Source organism: Collinsella sp. HCP3S3_D1 (genome assembly GCF_052064015.1).
Taxonomy (GTDB): domain Bacteria; phylum Actinomycetota; class Coriobacteriia; order Coriobacteriales; family Coriobacteriaceae; genus Collinsella.
Window position 1 is genome coordinate 98470 of sequence record NZ_JBQHWK010000008.1, and the last position, 9481, is coordinate 107950.

Below are 9481 nucleotides of genomic sequence, written 5' to 3' on the forward strand. Positions count from 1 at the left end.
CCAATCACCGACCAAACGCTTGACCATGCCAATCGCAAATACGAGTGTTCGTACAAATTAAAGACATGTGCCAGCGCAAGCGCATTCCTTGCCAAAGGTCCCTATCTCCACAATTAAGGGGCCCTAAGGCCCCTTAAAACACGTCTATTCCATGGAATTGAGCACGCGGACAATGCGTTCCAAAGCCTCAGCGACCGCATAGGCACGGACGCACGACCGATCACTATCGTAGTGACAGCGCGCAGACTCAACGACCGTCGCTCCCCCATCGGCCGCACGATACGCCCAGCCGATATAGAACGTGCCAGCGGGGTCTTGCTCGGTACCGCCGCCGGGCCCAGCGTAGCCCGTTGCGCTCACGGCGACATCGCTCTGATAGAGGTCCAGCGAGCCCGCGGCCATCTCACGCGCCGTCTGATGCGACACGGCGCTAAACCGATCGAGCGTTTCCTGCTCGACGCCGAGCACGCGATGTTTGATCTCATCGCAGTAGGTCACCGCACCGCCACGAAGCACCGCCGAGGCACCCGGGATATCGGCAATCGTCGAGGCGATCATGCCCGCCGTCAGCGACTCCGCCGTCGACACCGTCACGCCACGGGCACTCGCGCGCTCGACAATATCGCGCGCCAGCTCCTCGTTGTTTGCGGCGATCTGCAAATAAGGCTCCGTCATGCCCACCAGGACCTAGACCGAAAAGACGATCTTACGGCAGTTCCAGAAGTACTGGGCACCCGAGATAATGGTCAAAATGACAGCGATGACGTACAGGAAGCGCGACACCGAATAGACACCGAGCAGCAACGATGCCGGCCCCAGCTGAAGACCGGCCATCGCAAAGACGCACAGATAACCACAGATGGAGACCATCGTGGTCGCCGTCTTGTACTTGCCGAGCTTATCGGCGGCAACGACCACACCGGCAGCACTCGCGACCATGCGAAGTGCGCTCACCAACAGCTCGCGGAACAGGATAATGAACACGGACCACACGGTCACCGCGCCAAAATCCAAGAACAGCAGCAAGGCCGAGAACACCAGCAACTTGTCGGCGATGGGGTCCAAGAACTTGCCGAAATCGGTGATCTCGTTGCGTGAGCGCGCCAGATAGCCGTCGACCTTATCGGTGCACGACAGGATCACATACAGAATGAAGGCAGCGGCGGCGAGCGGGCCGTCGAAGGTGCTCCAGTCCGTACCGGCAACGCTCGCGTGAGACAGGGCCGAGACGATCATGAACACCGGAATAAAGACGATGCGAACGCACGTCACGATGTTGGCGGGCGTCCAAACGCTCGTCAGTTCCTTATTGCTCTCGTTTGCCACGACGCTCTCCTACTCCACAACATGGCCGATAAGCTCATAGCAGAAGCTATCGGTAAACTCGACGGTCAAAATATCGCCCACGGACGCCTCGCTGGCGTCCAGATGCACCGCGCCATCGGAATCGGGCGCCTGGAACCAGGCATGACCGATCAGCTCGGCGCCGTCCTCGGTCTCCTCGATACCGTCGACGATTACCTGGGCGCGCTCGCCCACATGGGCTGCCGTGGCGGCAAAACCCAGCGACTCGGCCAGATCCATGGCCTCTTGGGCGCGCTCGAGCTTGACCTCCTCATCGACCTGGCCCTCCATATTGGCGGCCAGGCTGCCCTCCTCCCGCGAGTAGGCAAAGACGCTCGTATAGTCAAAGCCGACGGTGTCCATAAAGTCGATAAGATCACGGAACTCGTCGTCGGTCTCGGTCGGAAAGCCGACCATGGCCGTGGAGCGAATCACGATGCCGGGAATACGATCACGGAGATCGCGGAACAGTTCCTCGAGCTCCTGACGCGAACCGGAGCGACGCATGGCCTTGAGGATGCGCGCGTCGCAGTGCTGCACGGGGATATCGATATACGGCAATACCTCGGGCGTATCGCGAATCGTCTCGATAAGCTCGTCGGTCATGCCCTCGGGCTGCAGATAGAGCACACGAACCCAGACGTTGTGCGGGCGTACAGCCTCGGCGACGGCGCGCAGCAGCTGCGCCAGATTGCGCGGTGAAGCCTCAGCGGCGTCCTCATCGGCAAAGTCGGTGCCCCAAATGCCCGTGTCCTGGCCGATCAGCACGATCTCGCGCACACCGCCGGCAACCAGGTCGCGCACCTCGGAGATAATGCTTTCGGCATTGCGCGAATGATAGCGACCGCGAATGTAGGGAATCATGCAGAAGCTGCAAAAACGATTGCAGCCATCGGAGATCTTGACGTAGGCGACAGCGCCCTCGACGGTACGCTTGACCTGCGGGATATAGGCAGCGATTTCACGCTCCACACCAAGAACGCCATCGATGACAGAGACGATACCGTCTTCCTCATCGGCCTTCACAAATGCCGCGACCTCGGGCAGCTCGTCGGGCAGGTCGTCGCCGTAACGAGACGGCACGCAACCGCACATGACAATGGGGCAGGAGCGAACGCCGTCCTGCACCTCGTTAGCGAGCTCGAGCGTGGTCTCGATGCTCTCAGACGTCGCCGAGGTAAGAAACGAGCACGTATTGACAATGGCGATATCGGCATCCTGAGGATCGAATGCCTCCTCGTAGCCCGCAGCGGCCAGCAGCGAACGCATGCGGTCGGTATCGACCTCGTTCTTGGCGCAGCCAAGCGTGATATAGAGTACGGAACCCAACGGAGTATCCATGTTGGAGAGCGGTCCTTTCGAGTAATTTAGCGGTAGTTGGTAAACTGCAGCGGCTGGCCGTAGTCCTGGTCGCGCAGGAACTGAATCACCGTCTGTAAAGCGTCCTTAGAAGCCGAGGAAACGCGCAGCTTATCGGCCTCGATGGTCACCTTGACCTTAAGCTTTTGATCCTTGATGTCTTTATTGATCTTCTTTGCGGTCGCCTGGTCGATGCCCTCGACGATATGACCGAGCACGCGCACGGTACCGCCCGAAGCCGCCTGCGGGGCGTCCCAAGAGACAGCCTTGAGGTCGATACCGCGCTTGATGAGCTTGGAGCTCAAAACATCGATGATCTGCTTGGAGACAAAATCGGCCGGAGCGTTAATCGTAAAGAGCTTGTCGCCCTTCGAAAGCTCGATGGTGGCGCCGGAGTCTTTAAGGTCATAGCGCTGGGAAATCTCGCGGGCGGTCTGCTGGAAGGCGTTATCGACCTCCTGCATGTTAACCTCGGACACAACGTCGAAGCTGGAATCTTTAGCCATGGTTCTTCCTTTCGGTACGGGGAGCCTTAGTAGCTGTCGTACGAATAGTCATCTGAATCGTTCACTGTCTGGCCGTCGGATGCCGTGTCGGTGCCGACGGTAGACTGGGCATCGGTGCCGTCGGCATTATCGGTACCGTCGGCATTATCGCCGTTCGCGGAGTCAGCGTTCTCCTTCTTAGGAACGGTAATGGTCACGCGCGCCACACCCGATGTCTTGGTGTCATAGCGAACCTTTTCACCATTCTTGGTGACCGTGACATCGGAGGGCTTGGACGTGGTGATCTCAATCGAGGACTCGGGCGTGTACTCCTGCTCAAAAGGACCGGTCGCTTGAGCGCCATAGACCGATTTACCGTCGACCTTGACCTCGATCCAGGCGGTCTTGCCCTTGGCAACAGAGACCTTGACCTTGGTGACCTCGTCCTCTTCCGTTTCCACCGTCGCCTTGGCGGCATCGGAACCGGCCGCATCCGTCGCCTCGTCGGCGTCTTCGTCCTCGTCAGTGGATTCGGTCTTCTTGGAAGAGTTCTTAGTCGTCGTCTTGGTAGCCACGGGTGTCTCGGGCGTCGACTCGGGTGCAGCAGAGCCGCAACCACGCAGGAGTACCACGATGAGCAAAATCAACAGTAGCACCACGGCACCGATGCCGACGTAAATAATGCGCGGATCGATCGTGTTGTATTGAGAGGCGCGCCCAACGCCGCGTCCGCGATTGGAGCTACCACGACCATTACCCTGCGGTATGCGGCCGCGACCGCTATCGGGACGACCACGATAGCTACTCTGGCGCTGCGAACCCCGCCGGCCCGGACGCGGCGCAAGCTCGCCACGGCCCTGATAGCCGCGCTGGCCAGAGCGAGGCGCCGAAGAGCGCTGCCCATAGGGCTGGGATTGCGAACGGAGGCGCGGCGTCACCTGCGTGGTATCGGCGTCGGAATAGCCATCGCGGGAACGCCCGGCGGATACTCCGCGATAGCTACGACCGGAGTATCCGCCGTCGCCGTAACCGGCGCGAGGATCGCGACTCAACCCGCGAGCGGCGGGAAGCGCACGGTCATCTGGCAGGGGCGTACTGCGAAAACGATCTCGCTGAGAACGAATTTCCTCGCTGGAGCCCGTCTCGGTGATATAGCCCGCCTGCGGAGGGCGCTGGCCGTACCGTGTCGTACGACCACCCTGAACCATCAAAAAACGACCGTTATCGACCGAAGAACGCGAGTTAACGTAGCCGGCAGCATCCTGAAAACGACCGCCCTGCTGCGAGGTATCGCGTTCATATGCCATGAGGTCGTCAAAATAAGCGTTGACGACCTCGCGCGGGTTAAGCCCCAAAAAGCGAGCGTAGCTCGAAATCATGCCCTGCGCATAGCCACGCGGGGGCATCGATGCAAAGTTACCAGTCTCGAAAAACTCGATGATCTGCGGCCTGATTTTGATGGTGTTGGCGACCTGCTGGATGGAAAGGCCCATCCGGCGACGCTGCTCGAGCAGCATGTCACCAAAGCGTGCAGCCATCAGAATCCTCCAAACTCACGATCTTCACGTACCATCTCGGCGTCGACAGACTCCAGCGCGGCGAGCCCTTCGTCATCCAGCAGGACCTCGCGCGGCTTGGAACCGTCGGGCGGGCCGACGACGCCCTTTTCTTCCAGCATGTCCATAATACGCCCGGCGCGCGCATAGCCAACCTTGAGGCGGCGTTGCAGGCCAGATGTGGAGCCCAGCTGCGATTCCACCACAATATGGGCGGCCTCCCAGATAAGCGGGTCATCATCCTGCGGCTCGGCAACGCCCGTGCGAACAATGCCGCCACCAGCCATGGACATGGAAGCAGGCGCCACGGCAGACAGAATCTCCTCGTGGTAGTCGGGCTCGCTTTGCGACTTAACGAACTCGACGATCTCGTTGATCTCATCATCCGAGACAAAACAGCCCTGGATACGGCGGGGCTTGCCCCAGTCGACCTTGGAGAACAGCATGTCGCCCAAACCGGTGAGCTTTTCGGCGCCCATCTGGTCGATAATGACGCGGGAATCGATGCCCGTGGCCACGTTAAAGGCGATACGATTGGTGATGTTGGCCTTAATGAGGCCCGTCACCACGTTGGAGCTGGGGCGCTGCGTAGCCACGATAAGGTGAATACCGGCGGCACGGCCCAGCTGGGCGATACGAACGATCGAGGCCTCGACATCCTTGCCGGCAACCATCATCAGGTCCGATAGCTCGTCGATGATAATGACCAGATAGGGCATCTTTTGCGGCGGGTTATCGTAGTGTTCGAACTCGCCGGCGGCCTGCTTTTCGTTATACGTCGAGATCTTGCGAACGTTGAGGCGCTCGAACACCTTCAGGCGACGCTCCATCTCGGAAACAGCCCATTGCAAGGCACTCGCAGCCTGCTTGGGTTCGGTCACCACGGGCACATAGAGATGGGGCAGGCCGTTATAGCCGGCAAGCTCAACGCGCTTGGGGTCGACCATGATCAAGCGAACGTCCTCGGGAAGCGCGCGCATGAGCAGGGTCGTGATGATGGAGTTGATCATGACCGACTTACCGGAACCGGTGGTACCGGCAATAAGCAGGTGGGGCATCTTGGCGAGGTCGGCGACAACCGGCGTACCCTCGGCATCGCGGCCGATGGCCAGCTCGAGCGGACCGCCCTTCACATAGGGAAGCACGTCGCCCAGGTTAACGTTCTGGCGCTTGCGATTGGGAATCTCGATACCCACAAGCGAGGTGCCGGGAATCGGCGCAAAGATACGCACCGACTGGGCGGCAAGCGAAAGCGCGATATCGTCCTCGAGGCTCGAAATCTTGCTCACGCGCTCGCCCTCGCCGGGCTGCAGCTTAAAGGTCGTCACCGTGGGACCGGCAATCCAGCCGACGACGCGAGCGCTACGGCCAAACTCCAGCAACGTGGACTGCAGCGACTCGGCCGTCTGCTCCAACTCCTTGTCAGAAGACGCGGCGGACGCCGACTGCGGGTTGGCGTGCAGGATTTCGAGCGGCGGGAGTTTGAGGCCATCCTCTTGCTCGCCCTCGACATCGGCAGCAGTGCCGTCAGCTCCCCCATCGCCGGCTGCAACAGGAGCAGCGGAAGCCGTTGGGGTGGAGGCGTCGGCAACCTTGGGATGCTTCAGGAAATCGGGGATCTGCGGGGCAGCAGACACGGGGTTCACGGCAAACGGCGGCTCGGACTCGTCGACCTTGTCCGGGTCGTCTTCCATCGAAAGCTGTCCGGTGACCTGTCCTCGCCTGTCTTGGCGACGCGGCAGCAAAGTTGTCTTGGCGGTCTCGAGCGGACACTCGTCATCCTCGTCATCGCCCGCGGTGAGTTCGATTTCGCTATCGGACCAAGACGGGTCGGGCTCACTCGTGTTGAGCTTGGGCGCGGCCTTGCCCTTGTTGGCATGGCGACGCGGCAGCAGCGTGGTCTTGGCGCGCTCGGCCTCCACAGCCTCGGACACGTCGACAAACGGATCATCGTCCTCGTCATCATCGTCCAGAACAGGGTCCGCGTCATTGCCCATGACCGTGGTCACGGCCATATCGGAGCCCTTCTGACGAAGAATGCTCAGGTGCGGACGGGCGACGCCGGGAACCGACAGGGCCTCTTCGTCGCCCCACGGGCTCGCATTGACATCGGCACGACGGCGCTCGGCAAAATCGGCAGCGCGATCGCGCGCAGAGCGCAAAACGCCACCCACCGAAAAGCCGATGATAACAAAGCCAACGACGGCCAAACCCAACAGGACCACCATCGCGATAGGTTTACCCAGGGCATTCTGCAGCGCACTCGCAATAAACGCACCGATGTAGCCGCCCGAAGCGGACAGGTTTTGCGGCACAAACATGAGGTCGCACGAATCGCTCGTGCCCGGCACCATCAACGAAAGAATGGAGACGACGGCGATAAAGACAACGGCGCCACCCGCGACCGAGCGAATGTTGAGCGGCGAGTCCTCACCCAAAAAGAGCGTGGCGGCAAACAGCAAAATGACGATCGGCAGCACGTAGGCGCCCAGGCCAAAGCCAAGATGGTAGAAACCGGCAACCACTGCCGTCACGGGTGCCGTTGCCGGAGAAATCACGGCAATGAAAGACGCAATCGCCAAAACGGCAATAACCACGCCGGCGATATCGCGGTTGGCCGAAGGCTCGACCAGGGGCTCAACATCGTCGAACTCGGCCTCGTGGCCCTTATTGGCACGAAGATGGGAACCGGCACCCTTAGCAGATGCCGGTTGGTTGTTGGCTTTATTGCCTTTGGCGTTTTGTGCAGATCCGCGCGCCAAACTAAACCTCCATGACGACCGGGATGATCATCGGACGGGTGCGCGTACGGCTCCAAATGAAGTTGGAGAGCGAATCGCGCACGGCCTTGCGAATGGCATCGGAGCCACTGCTCGTAAAGCTAAACTTGCCCTTCTCGATCGTCTTCATGATGGATGCGGAGGCATCCTCGGAGAACTGATCGTCGATGGCAAATGAAACGCCACGGCCCGAGAACTCAATAGCCTCGATCTTCTTATGCTTGAGCGAAACGATGGCGACGGCTGTGACCATACCGTCATTGGCGAGCTTCTGACGATCGCGCAGGACGATGGGGTCGGTATCACCGATGCGCAGGCCGTCGACGTAGACGACGCCGGACTCGACGGGCGTGCCGCGCTTGACAATACCACCGCGCATCTCGAGCGTGTCGCCGTTATCGAGGATAAAGATGTGATCATCCTTAATACCCATCTTACGGGCAAGCTGGGCATGGGCACGCAGGTGCACGGCCTCGCCGTGAACCGGCATAAAGTAGGTGGGCTTGGCCATGGCCATCAGAAGCTTGAGCTCCTCTTGGCTGCCGTGACCCGAGACATGGACGAGGGCGCGATTCTTATCCCACACGTCGCAGCCAAGCTTGGCCAGGCTGTTGACGACCTGCTGGACGGCCTTCTCGTTGCCGGGAACAGGGGTCGCCGAGAGGATGACGGTATCGCCCTCGTGGATGGAGAGCGTCTTGTGCTCGCCGTTGGCCATGCGGGACAGCGCCGACAGCGGCTCGCCCTGAGAGCCGGTGCACATGACGACGATCTTGTCGTCAGGCAGGTTATCGATATCGAAGGCATCGATGATATCGGCATCGTCGATGTTGAGGTAGCCCAGCTCGCGCGCCACGCGGGTGTTGGTGAGCATGGAACGTCCGGTCACGACGACCTTGCGGCCGCACTTGCGGGCGGCGTCGCAAATCTGCTGCAGGCGATGGATATGGCTCGAGAACGACGCGACGAACACGCGGCCCGGGGCATTCTTGATGGCGTGCAGCAAGTTGGGGCCGACTTCGGCCTCGGACTTGGTAAAGCCCGGAACCGTGGCGTTGGTGGAGTCGGAAAGCAACAGGTCGATGCCCTGCTTGGCAAAGCGACTGATGGCGGCATAATCGGGCGTGACGCCATCGATGGGCGTCTGGTCGAGCTTAAAGTCGCCCGTGTGCATAACGGTGCCCTGGTTGGTGCGAATGAATACGCCCAAAGCGCCCGGAATTGAGTGCGTCATAGAGAAGAAGTCGAGCGAAATGCCACCAAGATTGACATGGCTACCGCCCTTGACCTCGCGGAACTTGGGCGCGCGGATGCGGAACTCGGAAAGCTTGCCCTCGATGAAACCAAGCGTCAGCTTGCTCGAGAAGATGGGCACCTTGTTGTTGAGGTCCTGCAGCAGGTACGGAAGCGAACCGGTATGGTCCTCGTGGCCGTGGGTGACGATGATGCCGCGGAGCTTCTCCTCGTTCTCCAGAACATAGGTGTAGTCGGGGAGCACCAAATCGATACCGGGCTGGGAGTCGTCGGGGAACATAAGGCCGGCGTCGACGAGCACCATGTCGTCGCCGCACTCGAAGACCGTCATATTCTTGCCGATGCCGTCAAGGCCTCCGAGCGGAATGATCTTCAAGGGAGATGATTTTTTAGCTGCCATAGGTTCGTGCGGTTTCCTTTCTTCGAAACGGGTCTGGAACAACCGACGGGGCGCTTCTGGCAAACCGACCGCCGGGAACGTACAAACATGCATCACGGAGTCGATGCAGTAACCGCATTATGATACCCATTTGCCCACCAACAGACCACCCATGCATCAAAGCCCCATCCAAACCGGTCTATCCCGCCGGTCTGGGGCCATCGGGGGCCGGGGCGGGTTAAGTTTGCTGCTCTACAGTCCTGCGCAAGACGGAAAGCACATTAAGTGCTTTCCTTTGCGTGCGGAACTCGCGACAAACTTAAC

7 protein-coding genes are annotated in these 9481 nt (G+C 60.2%); all 7 read right to left on the minus strand.

The window, feature by feature from the left end; all coding sequences use genetic code 11:
- Positions 1-144 precede the first annotated feature (144 nt).
- A complete protein-coding gene (locus ACTNDJ_RS04260) occupies positions 145-660 on the minus strand; it encodes a CinA family protein (protein ID WP_441063545.1) in 516 nt (171 codons plus the stop codon).
- A gap of 27 nt (positions 661-687) precedes the next feature.
- A complete protein-coding gene (gene pgsA / locus ACTNDJ_RS04265) occupies positions 688-1236 on the minus strand; it encodes a CDP-diacylglycerol--glycerol-3-phosphate 3-phosphatidyltransferase (protein WP_229770672.1) in 549 nt (182 codons plus the stop codon).
- Positions 1237-1335: 99 nt separating this feature from the next.
- Positions 1336-2685: a 30S ribosomal protein S12 methylthiotransferase RimO gene (gene rimO / locus ACTNDJ_RS04270; RefSeq protein ID WP_427748025.1), complete on the minus strand. Its 1350-nt coding sequence runs from the start codon at positions 2683-2685 to the stop codon at positions 1336-1338.
- Positions 2686-2711: 26 nt separating this feature from the next.
- Positions 2712-3209, minus strand: coding sequence for a YajQ family cyclic di-GMP-binding protein (locus ACTNDJ_RS04275; RefSeq protein ID WP_118079877.1), 498 nt, complete (start codon positions 3207-3209; stop codon positions 2712-2714).
- A gap of 26 nt (positions 3210-3235) precedes the next feature.
- Entirely contained in the window at positions 3236-4726 is a 1491-nt protein-coding gene (locus ACTNDJ_RS04280) for a RodZ domain-containing protein (protein WP_441063544.1), read from the minus strand.
- Positions 4726-7506 (minus strand): DNA translocase FtsK 4TM domain-containing protein, encoded by a 2781-nt coding sequence (locus tag ACTNDJ_RS04285; RefSeq protein ID WP_441063543.1) that lies wholly within the window; start codon positions 7504-7506, stop codon positions 4726-4728. The genes ACTNDJ_RS04280 and ACTNDJ_RS04285 overlap by 1 nt, the downstream gene beginning before the upstream one ends.
- Before the next feature lies 1 nt (position 7507).
- The gene (locus tag ACTNDJ_RS04290; RefSeq protein WP_117654800.1) at positions 7508-9178 is read right to left on the minus strand and encodes a ribonuclease J; all 1671 of its coding nucleotides are present in this window, start codon (positions 9176-9178) and stop codon (positions 7508-7510) included.
- Positions 9179-9481: the final 303 nt, after the last annotated feature.

Coding starts and splice junctions, on each gene's coding strand:
- pgsA (WP_229770672.1), bottom strand. CDS start 1,236: ATGATCGTCTCGGCCCTGTCTCACGCGAGCGTTGCCGGTACGGACTGG.
- rimO (WP_427748025.1), bottom strand. CDS start 2,685: ATGGATACTCCGTTGGGTTCCGTACTCTATATCACGCTTGGCTGCGCC.
- ACTNDJ_RS04275 (WP_118079877.1), bottom strand. CDS start 3,209: ATGGCTAAAGATTCCAGCTTCGACGTTGTGTCCGAGGTTAACATGCAG.
- ACTNDJ_RS04280 (WP_441063544.1), bottom strand. CDS start 4,726: ATGGCTGCACGCTTTGGTGACATGCTGCTCGAGCAGCGTCGCCGGATG.
- ACTNDJ_RS04290 (WP_117654800.1), bottom strand. CDS start 9,178: ATGGCAGCTAAAAAATCATCTCCCTTGAAGATCATTCCGCTCGGAGGC.